This is a genomic window from Rhodococcus sp. BH5, from assembly GCF_027583855.1.
Lineage (GTDB): Bacteria > Actinomycetota > Actinomycetes > Mycobacteriales > Mycobacteriaceae > Rhodococcus_F > Rhodococcus_F qingshengii.
Genome location: NZ_JAJHVW010000001.1, coordinates 421,878 through 441,052, shown reverse-complemented (window position 1 = coordinate 441,052; position 19,175 = coordinate 421,878). Strand labels below are relative to the sequence as shown.

Here is a 19,175-nt window from a genome sequence, read left to right as displayed (position 1 = left end):
CCTCTCGCGTCGAACCTCGTGAGCGCCTGAATCAGGTGTCACGATCTATCGAAGGTGGGGGCCATCGTGAGTGCAGCGGATGTTGGTTCGATGCGGGGGCAAGTCGAAGTACTTCGGGCTCAGATCGATTCGATGCAGCACGTTCTGTTGGAGCGGACTCGATCGCTGGCGGACTTGCAGGAGAGGATCGCTCGAGCGACGGCGAGCGCGCGTTCGAGTGACGGCAGCGTGGAAATCGTCGTCGACGCCTCGGGGGCGGTGGTGGGAGTCGATCTCTCGGGGAGTTCTTACGCCAAGCATTCGCCGGCAGCGTTGGGGAATCTGATCCTGGCTACGGCCGCGTCTGCGGCAGAAGACATACGCCGACAGGTTGCCGAGATGACGAAGCCGCTCACGGAGGCGGCCGGAATCGACTTGCCGGACCTGGTTCCGGGCGTGCTCGGATTGCGCGAGATTCTCGAACCTCGTCCGAGCTCCACACCGGCTTCCTGCGACGAGAACTGGGACCGCACCGTTCTGAGGAGCTCCGGCAATGTCTGAGCTGGGCGTGAATGTGGCCGCGATGAAAAGTGCTGCACCAGCCTTCGCGGTGGTCGCTGCCGATCTCGACGAGGCGCGGAGCGCTCTCGACGCAGTGGTCGCCGCCGAAGAGGGTTGCTGGGGCACTGACCAGTTCGGATCCGCATTCTCAGGCGCATATGTTCCCGGTGCTGAGTCAGCAGTCGGTGGGATGACGCTGGTCGCGGGCGCGCTCCGCGAATTGACCGCCACGCTGATCGAGATCACCGATCGTTTCGAATCGATCGACACCTCGCTTGCCGACGACATGGCGGGTGGGCTCTGATGGGACTCGAGATTCCCGGCTGGTTACAGGCGGTTGCGTCGGTCGCGGTGGGCAGTGACTGGCCGCAAGGAGACGAAACGGCACTGTGGAGGTTGGGTGATGCCTGGTCAGGTGCGGCCGATCGGATCGAGGCTTCGGCCGCTGCCGGTGGTTACGGATTGCAGGCAGTACTGGCATCGATCGACGGTCGAGCCGGCGACTCGTTGTCTCGGTATTGGTCCGAGGCCGGGGGAGTTGCGGAGGTCTTCGAGCGGTTGTCCTCTGCCGCGGCCGAACTGGGTCAGTCATGCACCGATACCGGCACGGACATCGAGTACACCAAACTGTCGATCCTCGCGGCGCTGGGCGCACTGGCGCTCGAGATTGCCGCCATGGTGGCGGCTGCTGTCCCGACACTGGGTGTCAGTACCGCCGGGGTCGTGGCGGCTGAGGTCGCAACAACACTCACGGTCCGAATGTTGTTGCAGCAATTGTTGATACGAGTGATCGAGGCTGCGGCAGTGGAAGCTGCCGCTGCCGTCTTCTCCGGCCTCGCCATTCAACTCGGGCAGATGACGATGGATCATCGCCAGTCGATCGACGGTGGCAAGGTCGTGACCGAGGGGCGCGACGGTTTCATCAAGGGACTTGCGAACGGAGGGTTGAAGACGACGCCGGATCGTGTCGGCCCTGACCCGAACCCGCTCCCGACCGGTTCGAGAGTGCAGGAGATCGCGCGGGGCGCCTTCGACGACGCGGTGTCGGGAGCGTCCGCTGCGATCGTGACGAAGGAAGTCACGGGCGGCGACGCCTCGTTGACTGACATCACTTCCGGCGCGATCGGTGGCGGGATCGGTTCCGTCAAAGACGGCCTTGTCGCTCGCAACGAGGACCTGAATGCGGCCGGTCTGAGCCCGACTGCGCTGAACTGGGACTTCTGAGTGGAAAGTCTCGAATCGTGGGCTACCAGTGACACGGGGTAGCCCACGACCTGGCTACTGAGCGGGCTTGAGGACCAGCGAGATCGAGTTGATGCAGTACCGCTGATCGGTCGGCGTCGGGTACCCCTCACCCTCGAAGACGTGACCGAGGTGGCTGTGGCACTTCTTGCAGATGACCTCGACGCGGCGCATCCCGAGTGAGCTGTCTTCCTTCAGGATCACGGCATCCGAATCCGCCGGATCGAAGAAGGACGGCCACCCGCAGTGCGATTCGAACTTCTCGGTGCTGCGGAACAGTTCGGCTCCGCAGGCCCGGCAGGAGTAGACACCTTCCGTGGTGGTGTCGGTGTACTCGCCGACGAAGGGGCGTTCGGTGCCGGCTTGGCGCAGGACGGCGAACTCCTCCGGCGTCAGTTTTTCGCGCCACTCGCTCTCGGTGTACGTGACCTCAGGTGTGCTGTCGATGCCATCGTGTGAAGAACTCATGCCTCCACGCTAATGCTTTGTCGCCGTTTCGGCTTCGTGGGCAGGTGAGACGGCATCGAGTGGGGGATCGAGGAGGTACGCGGGATCGATTCCCCGATCCAAACGGCCCTCTCGACGCGCGACCAGATACCGGTATCCGAGGACACAGAAGATCACGATCAGCAGAAGGCTCCAGCCGAGGGTGCTCTTGGTGTATTCGGCCGCCCGGCCGAAGGTCGGCCAGCGGTTCGACCACCAGCTGTCGAACGTCATGAAGCCGTAGACGGCGAGCCAGGCCGGCCAGTTCCGCATGACCGAGTTCTTGAGCACCACGGACATCAGGAGCGGGAGCAGCATCATCGAGTAGTACATCTGGCCGAGCGAGGGCAGCAGGAACGACGCGGTCATGATCACACCGGTCGCGGTGGTGAGGAAGAAAAGTTCGTCGTTGCGGTAGTAGCGGTACAGAAGCCACAGCGAGACGACGACCATGGCGGCCAACACGACGCGCAAGAGCAGGATCAACCATTCGGGCAGACCGAAGTAAGCGCCGTTTCCGACAATCGAACTGTTGAAGTAGTCACGAGATTCGAGCAGGTACGGCACGGTGCGGCGGACGAAGTCCATCGGATCCGACGCCAGCGGCCATGCCACGACCGTGAGAATGAACGGGATGCCCAGGGCGGTGACGAACACCTTCCACTGACCGCGAACGAGTGGCAGCAGGAGCAGCGGCGCGAGAGTGGGTTTCACTGCGATGGTGAGACCGATCGCGGCGCCGGCCCACAGATCCTTCTTGCGCATCAGCAACAGGAGGAAGGCAACTTCGCCGAGCAGGACGAGGCCGTTGATGTTGGTGAACACCAACGTGTTGGTGACCGTCTCCGACATGAACGCGCCGAGCACCAGAATCGGCGCCGCGATGGAACTGATCGTCAGGTCGAACAAGCGCAACAGCAGGTAGAGAGCCACGAGAATTGCGACGGCATTGACACCGATGAACAGCCACCGTGAGCGCTCGGGATCGAGGATCGCCAGGGGTGCCATCAACAAGGAACCCGATGGTGGGTACAGGTAATGGGGGTCTACGGAGTTGAAATCTGCGGTGTAGACGTCGCGCCCGTTCCAGAACGCCAGCGCGGCGTTGTAGACCGGTCGGAAGTCATCGGTGATGGCGCCGTTGACTGCTGTGACGATGACACGATTGAGCACTGTCATCACGGCGATCGGCCACAAAACGAAGTTGACGACTTGTTGGGTTGTCCGCCCGGTACGCGGCTCGAGCTGTCGAAGGAACACTTCGGCACGGTACACCGGAGCAGGGTGTGATCGGGGGATGCACCCCTTTTCGGTCGTGGTGGACGAGCGCCCGAGTCAGGCCGGGCACACGCTTCCGTTACTGGGCAGGGAGGCGTCGCTGAGGTAGAGGCGCATCGCCTGTTGAGCGCACGTGGATTGTGCCGCCGGGTGACCCGCACCTTGCCAGTCCAGAGTTGCGAAGCGCGATCCTGCATTGGTCACGACGCCGGTGACGGTCGAGAGTCCGGAGTTTCCGACGGCCGGGTCACCCTGACCGCTCAGCACGAGGACTGGGGGCTTCAACTGATTCGGCAAGGGAGAGTTGGCGGTCGACGGCCAGCTGGCGCACGCCAGCAACCCGAGCGCGGCTTCTCGCCCGAACACCGGATAGTTGGTGCCCCACGTGTTCGCAAGCTCGCGCGCACGCCCGATGCCCGGCCATTGCATGCCGTCGGTGCATCGTCCGATGAACTGGCCGTCGCCGTCCACCTCGTTCTCCGCCCGGGCGGCGCGCTCTCGAATCGGTGAAGCGTTGCCGGTACCGAGCGCGGACAGAGCGTCGGACAGTGAGCGGGTCTCCTGCTCACGGTTGGTTCCGGCAGTCCACAGGCTCGCCGAAATCGCGTTCGACACCGCAGCGGCGGACAGCGGCTGGAATTCATCGGCGCGAGCGCGCTCCATCAAGTCCGTGACCGATTTCTTCGGATCAGGTCCGAGCGAGCACCCCAGCGCCACACATCGCTGAGCGAATGCCGCCAATGCCGCTTCCTCGCCCTGCACGCGGCTTTCGGCCTCGGTCGCAGCGTCGGTGGCAACCGGAGCGGGAGAATCGAGGATCAATCTCGCGAGGTTGTTCGGGTGGGCTGCCGCATAGCTCAGCGCGATGTCCGAGCCGGACCCTGCAGACCACAGAGCGATGGTCTCGACGCCCCACCGTGTACGTAGAGCGTCGATGTCCTCGGCTGCGGAGTCGGCGCCGAACTTCAGTTCTTGAGGGTCGAGGTAGTCCGTGCAGGCAATGGTGGCGTCGTGACCGAGGGCCGCGACCGCATCGGCGGCGTCACCGGTGGTGTCCGAGTCGAATTGGCCCAGATCGTGAAGTCCGCGCCGAATCTCCGGCGTCATGCAGTCGATTGCGGTGGACCTGTCGATTCCGCGGCGATCGAGGGCAACCACCGGATGTTCGGCGAGAACCGTGTTCAAGCCGGAAGCGGCGAGCATGGCCAGAGAGTTTCCCGACGAACGATCGGTGCCCGATGTGAACACGATCGGATACGCGTCGGCAGGCGTCGACGAGGTCCGAGCGCGGGTCAAGCCGGCAGTGAAGTTGCCGTCGATGGCGCCGGTCACGTCGATGGGGGCATTGAATTCCGCGCATTCGAGAATGACGCCGGCGCTCGACGCCGCGAGAGCCTGGTCGGCGAGTGACGTGCCGGTGCAGTCTCGCCACGGTATGTCATCGGTCGGGACGCCAGGGTCGACCGGCGGCGCATCGGGCGACGGTCCCTCGCTCTGGGCAGGGCTGCCGTCGGTGCGGCCTTCGACCGCGACGGCGGGCCGAAGCGACGGACCGGCGCCGCACGCACAACACGTCGCGAGGACGACGGCCATCAAAGCAACTCTGCGCATGCCGACCAGAGTGCCAGGTTCACCGAAGTGGCTGCTGACGAACCCATCGAGTGAGGATCGTGCCGTCCGTATCACCGAGAATGTGCGCGGGACGCATGGCTGTGGGCATTGCGTTGGGGGAGAGTGAGATTCGGCCGACTTTGCTCCCCACCAGTTGAGGTGACGTGGTGATGCAGAGTTCGTCGACGGCATTGTCCTCGATCAACTGCCCGAAAAGTGACGGTCCGCCCTCGCACAGCACGCGACGGAGCTTGCGAGCCGACAAGGCCCTGTCGATGTCGCCGCTGGTGACGTTCGGTGAGTCCGTCACCTCCACCTGCGCTCCGGCAGATCTCAGCGCCGAAATTGCCGCGGAGTCCGCGTCGCGACCGACAACAAGGATCGGTGGAACTTCGGTATCGCGAAGGAGTCGGCTTTCGGGGTCGATCGACGCGTGCGCCGAGACGACGAGGATCGGTGGGACCGGAGCGAGGCCGCTCGCCTTTCGTCGCGCCCGGGCTTCGTCCGAGACCTGCACACCCCCGTAGTTCTCGGCTCGCGCTGTGCCTGCGCCGACGAGGACGACGTCACAGAGTTCGCGCAAGATCCCGAATACCGACTTGTCGGCCGGTGTGCCGAGTCCATGGCTCACTCCGTCGACGGAGACGCACCCGTCGATGCTGGAAACGAAGTTCACGCGCATCCAGGGTTGCGAGAGGTTCTCCGGATAGGCGTACAAGCCGCGGAGTTCGTCTTCGTGGCCTGGTGTGAAGTAGGTCGCAATATCCATACGGTGCACATGAGAGATCACATCACGTAGATACCCTTGACGGATGCATGAACGTCTTGTCGATCGCAGCCCGGTGGTACCCGCCGATCAACTGGTAGCTCAAATGGTGCCTCCCGCAATGTTCGACGAGGTGAGTTTTGCCTCCTACATTCCTGATCCGAAGGAACCGAGCCAGGCAGCTGCTGTCGCCAAGGCCGAGGAATTCTCCAAGCGCGTCACCAAGATCCGTAGTGGTGGACGCCGCGGACTGTTCGGCAAGAAGACCCAGGCGACCGGCGCCGGCCTGTACCTCGACGGCGGGTTCGGTGTCGGTAAGACTCACTTGCTGGCGTCGATCTTCCACAGCGTTCCGTCGCCGAAGGCTTTCGGAACCTTCGTCGAGCTGACACACGTCGTCGGCGCTCTCGGCTTCAACAAGGCGGTCGAAGCGCTCGCCGACCACAGCGTTCTCTGCATCGACGAGTTCGAGCTCGACGATCCGGGCGACACCATGCTCGTATCCCGCCTCCTTTCGGAGCTTTCCGCGCGCGGCGTGTCCATCGTCGCGACGTCGAACACGCTTCCCGGCCAGCTCGGGGAGGGTCGCTTCGCCGCCCAGGACTTCCTGCGCGAGATCAAGAAGCTCGGCTCGATCTTCGAGACGATTCGCGTCGACGGCCCCGACTACCGTCACCGCGATCTCCCGCCCGCACCCGAGCCCATCTCCTCGGAGGAGTTGGTTTCTCGGGCCGACGCCATCGACGGCGCCACGCTCGACAACTTCGACGAGCTGTGCAAGCACCTCAGCACCCTGCACCCGTCGCGGTACAACAAGCTGGTCGAGGGTGTGAAGGCCGTGTTCATCGACGGTGTCCACCCGGCAACGGATCAGTCCGTTGCACTGCGCATCGTGGTTCTCGCCGACCGCCTGTACGACGCGAGCATCCCGGTCACCGTTTCCGGCGCACGCCTCGACGAGATCTTCACCCCCGAGATGCTCGCCGGTGGGTACAAGAAGAAGTACTTGCGCGCGACCTCGCGCCTGCTCGCACTTTCTCGTTTCGAGGTCGCGGCCGGCTAGTCTGCACGCCTGTCAGCTGACGGGGCGCTCCATCACGAAATCGTGGTGGAGTTGTGCGCCCACGAGGAAAGTCTTCGTGCCGACCTGTGTGAAACCGTGCTTTGCGTAGAACTTCTGGGCGCGCAGGTTCTCCTGATTGACGCCCAGCCAGATCCCGGCACTTCCGCTGCGTCGTGCGTGGTCGACAACCGCGTCCATCAAGGATGCTGCCGCGCCGGTCCCGTGGTTACCCGGAAGCACGTACAACTTGCTCAGTTCCGTTGTCGGGCGAAGTGTCACAGCAGCTTTGACGTCCGGGTCGGAGGGCTCGTCGTCGACAAGCATCGCGTAGCCGACGATCGAACCGTCGCGAATGACCTTGAGAACGGTTCGCGTCGGATCGGTCAGGTACTCGGAGAACTTGTCGACGGAGAGAACGTTGTCGATGAAGGCACTGATGTCGTCGTCCGACGCGTCGGGCGGACAAGCCAGTGGAAATGTCACCGCTGCCACGTCGGCGATTGCTTCGGAATCCCAGATCCCGGCCCGGTCAACGGTGATCGTCACGTCAGTTTCTGCCTCTCGCGCACACAATTCGGTCGATCAAGTACACCACTTTCCTCGGGCGCAATGCTCAAGCGGCGTTCTCGGCGACCGGAGTTGTGGCTCGTTTCGGTGCGAACGCGGGAGCAAGAACTATCAAGATCGCGCAGAACGCCAGCGGAATCAGGAACCCGATTCGAAGGTCACTGAAGGCAGCGACCGCGCCGACGATGCCGCCGCCGACGACTGTGCCGACGTAGTTGAAGAGGTTGATGCGTGCGATCACCGCATCGACCTGATCCGGGGGAGCCATCCTGCCGGCAGCGCTGAAGCAGATCGGGGCGATCACCGGTACGCCGAGGCCGACGATCAGGAAGCCGGCGATGGCAACGGCGGGAGATTGCGCGAGGACAACGATCGTCATGCCGACCACGCCGATGAGAGAGCCGATCCGCACGACGGTGGTCTCACCGAACTTGCCGACCCAGTAGTCGCCGGTCAGTCGTGAGACCAGTGCCGCGATTTGGTACGCCGCCACGGAAAGGGCGGCCGTCCCGGCGTCGGCGAGCAGTTCGTCCTTGACGTACAGCGTCGACCAGTTTCCGACGCTGAAGTCGACCGCATAGAACAATGCCATCGCGACGCCGAGGAGGACGAACGCGCGGGTGGGTACGGTGAATTTCGCGGTGCTCGTGATGTTTGCATCGGCAACCGGAGACTCGGAGCGATCGAGCAGTTGCGGGCCGAAGGCCAGAAGTATCAGTCCGACAACAACTCCCGCGATCACCTGCGTTATGCGGATCGAGATGTCGAGGCTTGCGGTAGCAGAGATGAACAGAGCGCCGACAATCGCTCCGACGCTCCAGGAAGCATGGAACGAGGAGAGGATGAAGCGGCCCTTGGCGTGTTGGATCGAGACTGCCTGCATGTTGGCGGCGGCGTCGACCATGCCGAGTCCGATGCCGTAGATCGCCAGGAAGACGAAGAACATCGCCGCGTTGGGCGCAATTCCGGTTGCCCCGCCGAAGACTGCGATGACGGCGAGTCCGGTTCGCAGAGTCATCTTGCTCGACGTTCTCACGGCCAGCATCTCGGCGAGCACGCTGCCGAGCCCGGCGATGACGGACACGGTGACAACCGCAACCACAACCAGTGTCTCGCTCAGCTCGAACAAGTCCTTGTACTGCGGCAGCTGCGTCAGAATGGCGGCGAGCAGAAATCCTTGAAGTCCGAAGGCCACCGAAGTGGCGATCCGAGCCCTCGTCAGGGTGCGGGTGTTATCCGTCATCAAGCAGGGCCTTTGTCTCGTTCGTTCGGTTAGGCCGAACGGTACTGGATCTTGATACTGGTCGAGTGTCCAACAAAGCTGCGTGTTTTGCACGGTTCTTTGATTAACTGACCGACATGACTCGGCAGCCGACACCAGAATTTCCGTCTTCCTTCGTCTGGGGAACCGCCACCGCGGCCTACCAAATCGAAGGAGCTGTGGCCGAAGACGGTCGCGGACCGTCGATTTGGGACGAGTTCTGTGACCGCCCCGGTGTAGTCGTCGGGGGCGACACCGGGACGGTCGCTGCCGATCATTATCACCGCTGGGAATCGGACATCGAGTTGATGAAAGACCTCGGGCTCGACGCTTATCGGCTGTCCCTGTCGTGGTCGCGAATTCTGCCCACCGGATCGGGGGCCGTGAATGCGAAAGGGCTCGACTTCTATGACCGCCTGATCGATCGACTGTGTTCGGTGGGAATTACTCCTGCCGTCACTCTCTTTCACTGGGATCTGCCCCTTGCCTTGCAGGAGCAGGGCGGCTGGATGAACCGAGACACCTCGTACCGGCTGGGGGAGTACGCCCAGGTCGTCGGCGAACGGTTGTCCGATCGCGTCGGAATGTGGATGCCGCTCAACGAACCGGTAGTGCACACGCTTTACGGGCATGCCCTCGGAGTTCACGCCCCCGGACTGGCCTTGGGGTTCGAGGCTTTCCAAGCCGCACATCACCAGCTGCTCGGGCATGGCCTCGCTGTCGAAGCGCTTCGGGCAACCGGATGCACGAACATCGGAATCGCCTCGAACCATGCTCCGGTGCGTGCCGCTTCGGATTCGCCGGAAGACGTGATGGCTGCCGACATCTACGACCACGTCGTCAATTGGATGTTCGCCGACCCGGTTCTGGTCGGGAAGTACCCGGCCGACGAATTCGCTCAGCTGCTCAGCGGTCCTGTCGACGAGGACTTGAAAATCATCGGGGCGCCGCTCGACTGGTACGGGATCAACTACTACGAGCCGACGATGATTGCTGCTCCGGTGGAAGGCCAGGGGACCGAAGGTGTGCTCGAAGTCGACCTGCCCCCGGGCCTGCCCTTTGCCCCTGTCGCGATTACCGGTTATCCCACAACCGATTTCGGTTGGCCGATCGTTCCCGAGGGGCTGGGCGAGATCTTGCGGACGTTCCACGCCCGCTTCGGTGACGCACTGCCGCCGATCTACATCACCGAAAGCGGATGTTCATTCCACGACGCCCCGGATGCCGCAGGCGTCGTCGACGACGAAGCACGAATCGACTACCACGATGCGCACCTTCGCGCCCTCCGATCGGCAATGGACGACGGTGTCGACGTCCGCGGTTATTTTGTGTGGTCACTTCTCGACAACTTCGAATGGGCTGCGGGATACAAAGAGCGATTCGGCCTGGTGCACGTCGATTTCGACACCCAGAAGCGCACTCCGAAGACCTCGTTCGAGTGGTATCGCGCCCTCATCGCCGAGCACAAAGCGGCTCAGGTCTGACCTGTGCGGAGGCGGTCTGGGTTGCATTCTCGAACCGGGCCGCCTAGCCTCGTCTCTCATGAAGCGAATTCTCGTAGTAAGCCGCCGTAGCGGGGTCTGAATCGGACCGACCCCTCGCTGCGGGTCGTCTTGCTACCAGTTGGTCCTCCACTTCATTCCAGGAAGACCACGATCATGACTTACAACTTCGCTTTCGCTTCTGATTCTTTTTCTGCTGCTGATCCCTTCGCGGCGCGTCACGGCAAATCTCTGCCCGCCGGCTTGCGTGCCGAATGCTCAGCGATGTCGTGGACCGAGTTCGAGTCCACGTATGCGGCTATGAGCGGCCCGATCCGTCTGGGTGCGTGGTCCTCCGAGAAGATTGCGCCGGGTCGTTGGACCTTCGAAGCGACTCTCGGTCTGGGGGAGCGTATCCAGAAAGCGTCCGCCACCTCGACCGGCGCGATCTCGGCCATGACGTCGATGCTGCACGACGCGGGAATCTCGCTCGAGATCCTGTCTTTCCATCAGCACCAGATCGGCCACCGCACTGCGACGTTCATCTTCACCGAGTGCGACGGCCGTCGGAGCTGGGCGATGGGTATTGCGGAGTCGTCGACGGAGTCCTCGCTGCGCGCGATGACTTCGGCAGCGAACCGCTTCTCTCACTGAGCAGTTACAACAATCTGATCAGCTACATCAACCGCAGTACTGACGTGGATGCCCGAGGGGGCTTGCGTCAGTACTGCGGCCCGTGTGTTCGGCGCTCGAACGCAAAAAGCCGGAACCCTGAGGTTCCGGCTTCTTGCATTCTCAAATGGTGCGCGATACTGGGATTGAACCAGTGACCTCTTCCGTGTCAGGGAAGCGCTCTCCCGCTGAGCTAATCGCGCGGGTTCTGGAGAAAAATGGAGCGGACGACGGGATTCGAACCCGCGACCCCAACCTTGGCAAGGTTGTGCGCTACCAGCTGCGCCACGTCCGCATGAGCAATGAACTCCGTTACCGGAACTCAGTACTTTTCTAACTTATCAGACCTGCAAGCAGGTCTTGACCATCAGGCCCTAGGGTCTGACGTGGTGCGCGATACTGGGATTGAACCAGTGACCTCTTCCGTGTCAGGGAAGCGCTCTCCCGCTGAGCTAATCGCGCGAGGTGGAGACGGGAATCGAACCCGTGTGCACGGCTTTGCAGGCCGTTGCCTCACCACTCGGCCACTCCACCGTAAAAGGTTGAGTCACACCTCTCGAGCGGACGACGGGATTCGAACCCGCGACCCCAACCTTGGCAAGGTTGTGCGCTACCAGCTGCGCCACGTCCGCATCGCACCGTGTTGCTTGGGGAGCTGCTCGCTCTCCTCGGTGCGTTGGAAACATTAGCCGACCGTGTCGGATACACACAAATCACCAGCTCAGTGGCGTGTTCGGAGTCGAATCGGCCCGTCGCGCGCGTTGCAACTGTCCGTCTGGGCGATGAATACGGTCTGAAATCAGTTCGAATTCGTAGATTTCGGGGCGGCCTGGAGCAAAACGAATGCCAACCTGGTGATTCGTATTCATCGCGCAGCCGTGTTAATGTTCCAACTCGTTCGAGCGCATGCGTTCGTATGACTTACGGTCCCGTGGCTCAGTGGGAGAGCGTCCGCTTCACACGCGGAAGGTCGCTGGTTCGATCCCAGCCGGGACCACAGAAAAACACTGAAGGCGTTCCCGATCATCGGGGACGCCTTCAGTCGTTTGAGAGCACAGCTGTTTGAGAGCACAGCTGTTCGAGGGCACGGTCGTTTCGGCATGCAGACCGTCGTCGCAGGTCGCCGGGCGACGATTTCGGTAGCCTGGTAGAAGAGACATTTCGCGACCGAAAAGGTGACTGCTTTGAGTACCGAAAAGGTCGATTCTTCCGTCGACGATTCAGACCTGTCCGTCTTCCAGGACGCAGAGTCCCGCTGGGAGCGGTGGCGCGCGGGAATCGCCGCGCGGCCCACCCTCAATCTTGCGTACCGCATCGGCGTCGGAGTCGTGGGCACGATCGTGTTCGCCGCCGGCATCGTGGCTATTCCGTACCCCGGGCCCGGTTGGCTCATCGTTTTCGCCGGCCTCGGCATCCTGGCGTCGGAGTTCGCGTGGGCACATCGACTCCTTCATTTCGCGAAGGCTCGATACGACCGGTTCATGGAATGGTTCGGCAAGCAGTCGCTGTTCGTCAAAGGGTTGGGCGTTCTGTTCACCACAGTGATCGTCCTGGCGACTTTGTGGGTGCTCGGCACTTTCGGCCTGATCGGGACATGGGTGGGCCTGGACTACTCGTGGCTCGAGTCGCCGCTGTGAGTTGAACGCGGCCCGGTTTCCTTCACTCGGTTGTCTCACCATGTCGGTAGGGCCGATAACATGATCGTGCGCGTGCTCGCAGTGGGTACGACGCCTGTCTAACTTGTCGCAATACCTTTAGGAGCACATCGCCGTGACCAGTCCCGCGCCAGAGCACTCAGCCGCCCCACTTCGGGTGCCCGCGGGGACGACCGCCGGGACTGCAGTGCGCGAAGCCGGATACCCCACGAAGGGGCCCGACGTGATCGTCGTTGTCCGCGATGGCGAGGGAACGCTCAAGGATCTGTCGTGGACACCTGAGGTCGATGTCGACGTCGAGCCGGTGGCAGCATCCACCGAGGACGGCCGCAGCGTCATTCGGCACTCCGCGGCCCACGTCCTCGCGCAGGCGGTTCAGAAAGAATTCCCCGACGCGAAGCTCGGCATCGGTCCGCCGATCAAGGACGGCTTCTACTACGACTTCGCGGTGGACCGCCCGTTCACTCCGGAAGATCTGGCCAAGCTCGAAAAGCGTATGAAGCAGATCATCAAGGGATCACAGCGCTTTTCGCGTCGAGTGGTCGATTCGATCGAGGACGCTCGGGTCGAGTTGGCCGACGAGCCGTTCAAGCTCGAATTGATCGACGACAAGTCCGGTATCGACGATCCCGAGATCATGGAGGTGGGCGGCAACGAGCTGACCATCTACGACAATCTCGATCCTCGTACCGGCGACAAGATCTGGTCCGATCTGTGCCGCGGCCCGCACATTCCGACCACCAAGCACATCCCGGCCTTCAAGTTGACCCGAAGCTCCGCCGCCTACTGGCGTGGCAACCAGGACAACGCCGATCTTCAGCGTGTCTACGGCACCGCGTGGGAGTCCACCGAGGCTCAGGACGAATACCTCGAACTGCTCGCCGAGGCCGAGCGTCGTGATCACCGCAAGCTCGGTACCGAACTGGACCTCTTCAGCTTCCCCGACGAGCTCGGTTCGGGTCTGCCGGTGTTTCATCCCAAGGGCGGCATCATCCGCACCGAGATGGAGAACTACTCGCGCAGCCGTCACATCGAGGCGGGCTACGAGTTCGTCAACACTCCGCACATCACCAAGGGGCATCTGTACGAGGTTTCCGGTCACCTCGACTGGTACCGCGACGGCATGTTCCCGGCGATGCACGTCGACGAGGAACTGAACGAGGACGGCACCGTGCGCAAGCCGGGCCAGGACTACTACCTCAAGCCGATGAACTGCCCGATGCACAACCTGATCTTCCGTGCTCGCGGACGCTCGTACCGTGAATTGCCGTTGCGGCTCTTCGAATTCGGCTCGGTCTACCGCTACGAGAAGTCCGGCGTCATCCACGGCCTGACCCGCGTGCGCGGCATGACCCAGGACGACGCTCACATCTACTGCACCCGTGAGCAGATGCGCGACGAGCTGACCACCACCCTGCAGTTCGTTCTGAACCTGCTCAAGGACTACGGCCTCGACGACTTCTACCTCGAACTGTCCACCAAAAACCCGGACAAGTTCGTCGGTAGCGACGACGTCTGGGAAGAGGCGACCGCAACGCTCGCCGAGGTCGGCGAAGCTTCCGGCTTGACGCTGGTGCCGGATCCGGGCGGAGCCGCCTTCTACGGTCCCAAGATTTCCGTTCAGGTCAAGGACGCCCTCGGCCGCACCTGGCAGATGTCGACCATCCAGCTCGACTTCAACCTGCCCGAGCGGTTCGAGCTCGAATACACCGGCAACGACGGCGTCAAGACTCGTCCGGTCATGATCCATCGCGCGCTGTTCGGCTCGATCGAGCGGTTCTTCGGTGTCCTGACCGAGCACTACGCGGGCGCGTTCCCAGCGTGGCTGGCACCGGTGCAGGTTGTCGGAATCCCGGTGGCCGAGGCGTTCGCCGATCACCTGTTCGACGTCACGAAGAAGCTCAAGGCTGCCGGTGTGCGCGCCGAGGTCGACTTCAGTGACGACCGTATGCAGAAGAAGATCCGTAACCACACCACGCAGAAGGTCCCGTTCATGCTCCTCGCGGGCGAGCGTGACGTGGAGGCCGGCGCGGTCAGCTTCCGTTTCCGTGACGGCACGCAGATCAACGGCATTCCCGTCGACGACGCCGTCCGGATCATCACCGAGTGGATCGGCCGCCGCGAGAACGCCTCGCCGACAGCCGAACTGGTGCAGCCAAGCGTGGCGCAGTGAGCGCCCCCGGTGACGACGGTCCGGGTTCGCTGATCGACCACGGCGTCGGTGACCCTGACCATTTGCAGCGCATTTGGTCGCCGCATCGGATGTCGTACATCACCGAGGCGCCCAACACCCCGGGCACGACAGGTGAACCGTTCATCGACATTCCGAAGATGTCGGACGAAGAAGGGCTCATCGTTGCCCGCGGTGAGCATGTCTATGCGGTTCTGAACCTGTATCCGTACAACCCGGGGCACCTGATGGTGGTTCCGTACCGCAAGGTTGCGGCACTCGAAGACCTGACGCCGGAGGAGAGCGCCGAGTTGATGGCGTTCACCCAGCAGGCGTTGCGGGTGATCAAGAGCGTGTCGAATCCTCACGGATTCAACGTCGGCCTGAATCTCGGTGCCGCTGCGGGCGGTTCGCTGTCCGAGCACCTTCACCAACACGTAGTGCCACGTTGGGGCGGCGACGCCAACTTCATCACCGTGCTCGGTGGGGTAAAGGTGATGCCGCAATTGCTGCGGGAGACCAGGGGACTACTCGCCGGTGCCTGGCAACAATAGGTTGACGCATCCGGCTTCATGGCAGGATGCATTGCTGCAACGAGTTCCGAACCGGAACTCACGACGGGGAGGGTTCCTGCGGTGTTGAGCTTCTTCGGGCGCGCATCGGTGTCCAAGGTGACGGCACCTATGGGGAAGGCGCTGGTCAAGACCGGTCTGACGCCGGACTCGGTGACGGTGATCGGCACGGTGGCAAGCGTCGCCGGTGCGGTGACGCTGTTTCCGTCCGGACATCTGTTCTGGGGAACCATGTTCATCTGGTTCTTCGTCATGTTCGACATGCTCGACGGCGCAATGGCTCGTGCTCGCGGCGGCGGAACGCGGTACGGGGCCGTACTGGACGCGACCTGCGACCGCGTAGCCGACGGCGCGATTTTTGCCGGCCTGGCCTGGTGGGCGGTCTACCACGAGAACAGCAAGTGGCTGCTCGTCGCGACGCTCATCTGCCTCGTCACCTCGCAGGTCATCTCGTACGCGAAGGCGCGTGCGGAGGCGAGCGGGCTGACTGCGGACGGCGGGTGGATCGAGCGCCCGGACCGACTGATCATCGTGTTGGTCGGATCCGGCCTGACGGGTATGGGTCTTCCGTGGGCAATCCACATCGCGATGTGGGTACTTGCCGCCGGAAGCATCGTGACGGTCTTCCAGCGAGTGCTCGCGGTGCGCAATTCCCCTGGCGCTCGGGAACTTCTGCCGATCGCCCCGGCCGCATCGACGGTCGAAGGTGCGCCGGACACGGACGGCGAGGCAGAGAAATGAGCTTTGCCGAGCGTGCAACCGACCTGGGATACGCCGCGGGTTGGCGTCTGGTGCGAAGCCTGCCGGAATCGGTGGCGGTCAAGCTGTTCGACGCCGGAGCGGATTTCGCGGTACGCAAGGGCGGACCCGAACAACTCAGGAAGAACCTCGCGAGAGTTCTGGGCACGACGCCGGAGGAAGTTCCGGATCAGTTGATCAAGGATTCTATGCGCTCGTACGCCCGGTACTGGCGTGAGGCATTCCGTCTACCGTCGATGGACCTGGTCGCGACAGGTAAGGCGTTGCATGCGCTGGTCGAGGGCCAGGAACATCTGGAAAAAGCAATGGCAGCAGGTCATGGCGCGGTATTGGCGCTGCCCCACAGCGGTAATTGGGACATGGCCGGCGTGTGGTGTGTTCAGCAATGGGGTGGGTTGACCTCCGTTGCCGAGCGGCTCAAGCCCGAATCCCTGTACGAACGGTTTGTCGAATACCGCGAGAGTCTCGGTTTCGAGATCTTTCCGCTCAGCGGCGGGGAGCATCCTCCGTTCGTCGAACTGTCCAAGCATCTGCGCGAGAACAAGATCGTGTGCTTGCTGGGGGAGCGCGATCTGGCGAAGAAGGGTGTGCCCGTCACCTTCTTCGGAGAACCCACTCGCATGCCCGCCGGCCCGGCGAAGCTCGCGATCGACACCGGCGCGCCGCTACTTCCGGTCCACTGCTGGTTCACTCCCGACGGTTGGGGTTTCAAGATCGACCCGCCGATCGACGTATCCGGCGGAGTCGGCCCGGCCACGCAGGCACTTGCCGACCGTTTCGCGGTCAACATCGCAGCGCACCCCGCTGACTGGCACATGCTTCAGCCGCTGTGGCGCTCCGACCTCTCCGAATCGCGGCTCGCCCGCATGGAGGGTGAATGAAGATCGGCATGATCTGCCCGTACTCCTTCGACGTCCCCGGTGGTGTGCAGGCGCACGTGGTGGATCTGGCAGAGGTGCTGATCGAACGTGGTCACAAAGTGAGTGTGCTTGCGCCGTCGTCCGATGACGACGAGTTGCCGGATTTTGTGGTTTCCGCAGGTAAAGCCGTCGCGATTCCCTACAACGGTTCTGTTGCACGGTTGTCTTTCGGCCCGACGGCGAACAACCGCCTCCGCAAGTTCATCGCGGAAGGTGACTTCGACGTTCTACATATCCACGAACCCAATGCGCCGAGTCTGTCCATGCTCGCGTTGCGTATCGCGGAAGGCCCGATCGTCGCCACCTTCCACACGTCGACCACGAAGTCGTTGGTGCTGAGCACTTTTCAGGGTGTCTTGGCTCCGTATCTCGAGAAGATCAGTGGCCGGATCGCAGTCTCGGAGTTGGCGCGTCGTTGGCAGGTCGAGTCCCTCGGATCCGACGCGGTCGAAATTCCCAACGGCGTCGATGTCGCAGCGTTTGCCGAGGCCGACATGTTGCCCGGCTATCCGCGCGAGGGTGGAACCATTCTGTTCCTCGGGCGCTACGACGAACCGCGCAAGGGGATGGCCGTCCTCCTCGGTGCACTGCCGGAGTTGGTCGAGCGTCACCCGGATCTCGAGGTGATCGTGGTCGGACGCGGCGACGAGGAAAAACTCCGCAAAGAGGCGGGCAAGTACTTCAAGCATCTCCGACTGCTCGGGCAGGTCAGTGACGAGGAGAAAGCGTCGGCGCTTCGCAGTGTGGACGTCTACTGCGCGCCCAATCTCGGCGGTGAGAGCTTCGGGATCGTGCTGGTCGAGGCCATGGCGGCCGGTACCGCCGTCGTCGCGAGTGAGTTGGACGCCTTCCGTCGTGTTCTTCGCGACGGCCAGGCCGGCTTGCTGGTCCCCATCGGGAACTCCGATGCCCTGGCCGAGGCAATCGATTCCGTCCTCGGCGACCCGGATCGACGACGCGCGCTGGTCAACACCGCGACAAGTGTTGTCGCCGAATACGACTGGCCGGTGGTGGCCGAACAGATCCTGCGTGTCTACGAGACCGTCACGGTTGGCGGCACCGGCGTACGCGTGGTGGGGTCATGACCTTCTCCGCTCTGACGATCTTCATTCTCGGGCTCGTCGCTGCCGTCGTCCTGGTCGTCGGACTGTGGGCGTACGGGACGGCGAACCGACTCGATCGACTGCATGTGCGTTCGGATCAGTCGTGGTTGGCGCTCGATGCGGCTCTGTCCCGTCGTGCCGCGGTTGTCCGCGCGGCGGCTGTGGACATGAGCGCCGACGACGCCCGCAGATTCGTCACCTTGGCGGACGCCGCCGAACGTGCGGATCGTCAGGATCGCGAGCTTGCCGAGAACCGGCTGTCCAATGCTCTCGCTGCCTACGGCACGACGTCGCTGCGACCTCAACTGGTGGCCGAGTTGGCCGATGCCGAGGCGAGGGTCCTGATCGCTCGGCGGTTCCACAACGACGCGGTGCGCGACACTCTCGCGTTGCGTACGCGTCGACTTGTTCGCTGGCTGCACCTCGGGGGAACGGCACCGCTACCTCAGTACTTCGAGATATCGGAGCGCACGACCGCGGCGGCGGTGCCCGAGGGCATCACCGTGGATACGTCACGGACCTCTGCCCGCGTGGTGATGCTGGACGAGGAAGATCGGGTGCTGCTGTTGCGCGGGCACGATCCCAAGATCCCGAACACTTACTTCTGGTTCACCGTCGGCGGCGGGCTCGAACGCGGCGAACATCTGCGAGCGGCCGCGGTTCGTGAGATCGAGGAGGAAACGGGGTTCAAGGTAGCGCCGGAGAATCTGCGAGGTCCGCTTTGGCGTCGGGTGGCGATCTTCCCGTTCGACGGTGAGCTGATCCGTTCGGAAGAGCTGTTCTTCGCTACGCGCACTCACGGCTTCGAGCCGGTCTTCCAAGGCCACACGGAATTGGAACAGCGTGCCATCACCGGCCATCGCTGGTGCAGCGCCGACGAGATCCGCCGACTGGCCAAGTCCGGTGAGCCCGTCTACCCGTTGGATCTGGCAAACCTCCTGGTGGAGGCCGCGACGATTGCGGACGGTTCCGAGGATCCGGAAGTGCGTTCCATCCGCTGATCGTTCGGTCGTTCAGTGCTCGCGGGCA

19 protein-coding genes and 6 tRNA genes are annotated in these 19,175 nt (G+C 63.0%); 14 read left to right on the top strand and 11 right to left on the bottom strand.

The window, feature by feature from the left end; all coding sequences use genetic code 11:
• Nucleotides 1-66 precede the first annotated feature (66 nt).
• From RhoBH5_RS01940 to RhoBH5_RS01930, 3 genes are read left to right on the top strand one after another with little or no spacing between them, the layout of a single operon-like run.
• A complete protein-coding gene (locus RhoBH5_RS01940) occupies nt 67-540 on the top strand; it encodes a YbaB/EbfC family nucleoid-associated protein (RefSeq protein ID WP_223304570.1) in 474 nt (157 codons plus the stop codon).
• A complete protein-coding gene (locus tag RhoBH5_RS01935) occupies nt 533-844 on the top strand; it encodes a hypothetical protein (protein ID WP_003942588.1) in 312 nt (103 codons plus the stop codon). Before RhoBH5_RS01940 ends, RhoBH5_RS01935 begins: the two co-directional genes overlap by 8 nt.
• Entirely contained in the window at nt 844-1,764 is a 921-nt protein-coding gene (locus RhoBH5_RS01930) for a WXG100-like domain-containing protein (protein ID WP_003942627.1), read from the top strand. Before RhoBH5_RS01935 ends, RhoBH5_RS01930 begins: the two co-directional genes overlap by 1 nt.
• A 54-nt stretch (nt 1,765-1,818) precedes the next feature.
• On the opposite strand, the gene msrB is transcribed toward RhoBH5_RS01930, so the two are convergent.
• From msrB to RhoBH5_RS01910, 4 genes are read right to left on the bottom strand one after another with little or no spacing between them, the layout of a single operon-like run.
• Nucleotides 1,819-2,250 carry a peptide-methionine (R)-S-oxide reductase MsrB gene (gene msrB, locus RhoBH5_RS01925; protein ID WP_003942631.1) on the bottom strand — a complete coding sequence of 144 codons (432 nt, stop codon included), beginning with the start codon at nt 2,248-2,250 and terminating at the stop codon, nt 1,819-1,821.
• Between the two features lie 9 nt (nt 2,251-2,259).
• Entirely contained in the window at nt 2,260-3,543 is a 1,284-nt protein-coding gene (locus RhoBH5_RS01920; protein ID WP_054828358.1) for a glycosyltransferase family 87 protein, read from the bottom strand.
• A 60-nt stretch (nt 3,544-3,603) separates the two neighbouring features.
• The gene (locus RhoBH5_RS01915) at nt 3,604-5,157 is read right to left on the bottom strand and encodes an alpha/beta fold hydrolase (protein WP_064688821.1); all 1,554 of its coding nucleotides are present in this window, start codon (nt 5,155-5,157) and stop codon (nt 3,604-3,606) included.
• A 19-nt stretch (nt 5,158-5,176) separates the two neighbouring features.
• A complete protein-coding gene (locus tag RhoBH5_RS01910) occupies nt 5,177-5,926 on the bottom strand; it encodes a pyrimidine reductase family protein (protein WP_047269329.1) in 750 nt (249 codons plus the stop codon).
• Nucleotides 5,927-5,969: 43 nt separating this feature from the next.
• Here RhoBH5_RS01910 and zapE point away from each other — a divergent pair, with 43 nt between their 5' ends.
• Entirely contained in the window at nt 5,970-6,986 is a 1,017-nt protein-coding gene (gene zapE / locus RhoBH5_RS01905; protein WP_003942629.1) for a cell division protein ZapE, read from the top strand.
• Between the two features lie 12 nt (nt 6,987-6,998).
• Here zapE and RhoBH5_RS01900 read toward each other — a convergent pair whose 3' ends face one another.
• Together RhoBH5_RS01900 and RhoBH5_RS01895 are read right to left on the bottom strand one after the other, a co-directional pair.
• Complete coding sequence (locus tag RhoBH5_RS01900; protein WP_007732909.1) at nt 6,999-7,532, bottom strand: GNAT family N-acetyltransferase; 534 nt, start codon at nt 7,530-7,532, stop codon at nt 6,999-7,001.
• 67 nt (nt 7,533-7,599) lie between these two features.
• Nucleotides 7,600-8,796, bottom strand: coding sequence for an MFS transporter (locus RhoBH5_RS01895; protein WP_270007898.1), 1,197 nt, complete (start codon nt 8,794-8,796; stop codon nt 7,600-7,602).
• A gap of 116 nt (nt 8,797-8,912) precedes the next feature.
• Between RhoBH5_RS01895 and RhoBH5_RS01890 the strand changes: the two genes are divergently transcribed.
• Nucleotides 8,913-10,298, top strand: a complete 1,386-nt coding sequence (locus RhoBH5_RS01890; protein ID WP_270007897.1) for a GH1 family beta-glucosidase — start codon at nt 8,913-8,915, stop codon at nt 10,296-10,298.
• Nucleotides 10,299-10,472: 174 nt separating this feature from the next.
• Nucleotides 10,473-10,949, top strand: a complete 477-nt coding sequence (locus tag RhoBH5_RS01885; RefSeq protein WP_270007896.1) for an alpha-isopropylmalate synthase regulatory domain-containing protein — start codon at nt 10,473-10,475, stop codon at nt 10,947-10,949.
• 146 nt (nt 10,950-11,095) lie between these two features.
• Here RhoBH5_RS01885 and RhoBH5_RS01880 read toward each other — a convergent pair.
• From RhoBH5_RS01880 to RhoBH5_RS01860, 5 genes are all read right to left on the bottom strand, one after another.
• A tRNA-Val gene (locus tag RhoBH5_RS01880) sits at nt 11,096-11,170 on the bottom strand.
• 16 nt (nt 11,171-11,186) lie between these two features.
• A tRNA-Gly gene (locus RhoBH5_RS01875) sits at nt 11,187-11,262 on the bottom strand.
• 92 nt (nt 11,263-11,354) lie between these two features.
• Nucleotides 11,355-11,429, bottom strand: a tRNA-Val gene (locus tag RhoBH5_RS01870).
• A gap of 1 nt (nt 11,430) precedes the next feature.
• Nucleotides 11,431-11,501: transfer RNA gene (locus tag RhoBH5_RS01865), tRNA-Cys, on the bottom strand.
• Nucleotides 11,502-11,526: 25 nt separating this feature from the next.
• Nucleotides 11,527-11,599, bottom strand: a tRNA-Gly gene (locus RhoBH5_RS01860).
• A 293-nt stretch (nt 11,600-11,892) separates the two neighbouring features.
• On the opposite strand from RhoBH5_RS01860, the gene RhoBH5_RS01855 reads away from it, so the two are divergent.
• The 8 genes from RhoBH5_RS01855 to RhoBH5_RS01820 all read left to right on the top strand — a co-directional run bounded on the left by RhoBH5_RS01855 (nt 11,893) and on the right by RhoBH5_RS01820 (nt 19,147).
• Nucleotides 11,893-11,964 (top strand) — tRNA-Val (locus RhoBH5_RS01855).
• Between the two features lie 229 nt (nt 11,965-12,193).
• On the top strand, nt 12,194-12,604 hold the full coding sequence (locus RhoBH5_RS01850; RefSeq protein WP_085989954.1) for a TIGR02611 family protein: 411 nt from the start codon (nt 12,194-12,196) through the stop codon (nt 12,602-12,604).
• Nucleotides 12,605-12,737: 133 nt separating this feature from the next.
• The gene (gene thrS, locus RhoBH5_RS01845) at nt 12,738-14,795 is read left to right on the top strand and encodes a threonine--tRNA ligase (RefSeq protein ID WP_007732914.1); all 2,058 of its coding nucleotides are present in this window, start codon (nt 12,738-12,740) and stop codon (nt 14,793-14,795) included.
• Nucleotides 14,792-15,346, top strand: a complete 555-nt coding sequence (locus tag RhoBH5_RS01840; RefSeq protein ID WP_003943307.1) for an HIT family protein — start codon at nt 14,792-14,794, stop codon at nt 15,344-15,346. The genes thrS and RhoBH5_RS01840 overlap by 4 nt, the downstream gene beginning before the upstream one ends.
• Nucleotides 15,347-15,427: 81 nt before the next feature.
• Nucleotides 15,428-16,105 carry a phosphatidylinositol phosphate synthase gene (pgsA, locus tag RhoBH5_RS01835; RefSeq protein ID WP_007732918.1) on the top strand — a complete coding sequence of 226 codons (678 nt, stop codon included), beginning with the start codon at nt 15,428-15,430 and terminating at the stop codon, nt 16,103-16,105.
• Complete coding sequence (locus RhoBH5_RS01830) at nt 16,102-17,004, top strand: phosphatidylinositol mannoside acyltransferase (protein ID WP_042919909.1); 903 nt, start codon at nt 16,102-16,104, stop codon at nt 17,002-17,004. The genes pgsA and RhoBH5_RS01830 overlap by 4 nt, the downstream gene beginning before the upstream one ends.
• Entirely contained in the window at nt 17,001-18,128 is a 1,128-nt protein-coding gene (locus RhoBH5_RS01825; protein ID WP_047269325.1) for a glycosyltransferase family 4 protein, read from the top strand. Before RhoBH5_RS01830 ends, RhoBH5_RS01825 begins: the two co-directional genes overlap by 4 nt.
• Nucleotides 18,125-19,147, top strand: a complete 1,023-nt coding sequence (locus RhoBH5_RS01820) for an NUDIX hydrolase (protein WP_042951805.1) — start codon at nt 18,125-18,127, stop codon at nt 19,145-19,147. The genes RhoBH5_RS01825 and RhoBH5_RS01820 overlap by 4 nt, the downstream gene beginning before the upstream one ends.
• Nucleotides 19,148-19,175: the final 28 nt, after the last annotated feature.

Coding starts and splice junctions, on each gene's coding strand:
- msrB (WP_003942631.1), bottom strand. CDS start 2,250: ATGAGTTCTTCACACGATGGCATCGACAGCACACCTGAGGTCACGTAC.
- RhoBH5_RS01885 (WP_270007896.1), top strand. CDS start 10,473: ATGACTTACAACTTCGCTTTCGCTTCTGATTCTTTTTCTGCTGCTGAT.
- RhoBH5_RS01930 (WP_003942627.1), top strand. CDS start 844: ATGGGACTCGAGATTCCCGGCTGGTTACAGGCGGTTGCGTCGGTCGCG.
- zapE (WP_003942629.1), top strand. CDS start 5,970: ATGCATGAACGTCTTGTCGATCGCAGCCCGGTGGTACCCGCCGATCAA.
- RhoBH5_RS01915 (WP_064688821.1), bottom strand. CDS start 5,157: ATGCGCAGAGTTGCTTTGATGGCCGTCGTCCTCGCGACGTGTTGTGCG.
- RhoBH5_RS01890 (WP_270007897.1), top strand. CDS start 8,913: ATGACTCGGCAGCCGACACCAGAATTTCCGTCTTCCTTCGTCTGGGGA.
- RhoBH5_RS01935 (WP_003942588.1), top strand. CDS start 533: ATGTCTGAGCTGGGCGTGAATGTGGCCGCGATGAAAAGTGCTGCACCA.
- RhoBH5_RS01820 (WP_042951805.1), top strand. CDS start 18,125: ATGACCTTCTCCGCTCTGACGATCTTCATTCTCGGGCTCGTCGCTGCC.
- RhoBH5_RS01825 (WP_047269325.1), top strand. CDS start 17,001: ATGAAGATCGGCATGATCTGCCCGTACTCCTTCGACGTCCCCGGTGGT.
- RhoBH5_RS01895 (WP_270007898.1), bottom strand. CDS start 8,796: ATGACGGATAACACCCGCACCCTGACGAGGGCTCGGATCGCCACTTCG.
- RhoBH5_RS01830 (WP_042919909.1), top strand. CDS start 16,102: ATGAGCTTTGCCGAGCGTGCAACCGACCTGGGATACGCCGCGGGTTGG.
- RhoBH5_RS01910 (WP_047269329.1), bottom strand. CDS start 5,926: ATGGATATTGCGACCTACTTCACACCAGGCCACGAAGACGAACTCCGC.